This is a genomic window from Jatrophihabitans lederbergiae (assembly GCF_031845305.1).
Taxonomy (GTDB): Bacteria; Actinomycetota; Actinomycetes; order Mycobacteriales; family Jatrophihabitantaceae; genus Jatrophihabitans_A; species Jatrophihabitans_A lederbergiae.
Genome location: NZ_JAVREH010000186.1, coordinates 1 through 981, shown reverse-complemented (window position 1 = coordinate 981; position 981 = coordinate 1). Strand labels below are relative to the sequence as shown.

At 65.3% G+C, this 981-nt stretch carries 2 protein-coding genes; both read right to left on the bottom strand.

Going from position 1 to position 981, the window contains the following annotated elements:
- A partial coding sequence (locus RM423_RS24895; RefSeq protein WP_311425724.1) for a hypothetical protein occupies window positions 1-180 on the bottom strand: 180 nt, incomplete at its 3' end.
- A gap of 301 nt (window positions 181-481) precedes the next feature.
- On the bottom strand, window positions 482-796 hold the full coding sequence (locus tag RM423_RS24890) for a helix-turn-helix domain-containing protein (protein ID WP_311425723.1): 315 nt from the start codon (window positions 794-796) through the stop codon (window positions 482-484).
- Between the last annotated feature and the right edge of the window lie 185 nt (window positions 797-981).

The window sequence follows — 981 nt, the reverse complement described above, 5'->3', positions numbered from 1 at the left end:
GGAGAACAGCGAGCCGACCACGGTCAGTGGCGCCGCGGCCGCGACCACAAAGAACACGATGTGCCCAGTACTCATGGAGTTGCGACGCAAACTCCTCTGGTCGGCCGAGTCGGCCGAGTCGGCCGAGCCGGCGGAAACCGATCCGTTGGGTGGCGGTTGGGCCGGGCGATACGTTGTCATGGCTTGTCCTCGTCTGAGACGGTTCCGAAACCTGGCTCGAATCGGAACGTGCCGGTATGGAGAGCGCGGTGCAATCGCATGAGGCGGCGGCAGTGCCGCCGCGATTGTGGAAGATCGCCCGACGCCGAGGCGCCGTGTTCGGAGAAGTCAAACACCGCGGCCGAGGCCCGGCAATGTCACCAGGGCGTGCGTCGCGGCGGTCACACTGTGCATCTGCACAAGCGGATTTTTTCTCGCAATATCGAAAGATTGTCGTGACCGGATGCAAATCTCAAGCCGTATCGTGTGCGCGTGGCCGAACTCAGACCCAGCCCGTTCGCGCCCCGTCGCGGCGGGCTCGACCGCTGGGTGAATCGAGCCAAGCCAGCGCCAGGGTTAGGGCGGCGACGTCACGCGGCACGGTCAGCGCGAGTCCGGTGCGCTCTTCGATCAGGCGCAGCCGATTGCGAATAGTGTTCCGATGTCGATAGGTCTGATCGGCCACGTCCGACACTGAGCCGACCTGCAGGTAGGTGCGAAGGGTCTCCAGCAGGGCCTCGGCGTCCGGGCTACTCAGCAGTGTTGGTAGCAGCGAGCGGGCGAGCGCGCTGCCGAGTTCGTCGTTGGCGGTCGCCATCGCCTCGACCCAGTGCTCGGTGAGCGGGTGAATGCCGGCCGGCCCGACTCCGCGGCTGGCCCGAAACTTTCACGCAGCGCCTGTTGGTCGTCGTTGTTGAGGCGGAAGCCTCTGTGGTTTCCGATTGTGCCGTGGGGGCATGACAATTTGGCCGAGTCGCTCGGTTCGCCGGTTCCACATGCCGG

Coding starts and splice junctions, on each gene's coding strand:
- RM423_RS24890 (WP_311425723.1), bottom strand. CDS start 796: ATGGCGACCGCCAACGACGAACTCGGCAGCGCGCTCGCCCGCTCGCTG.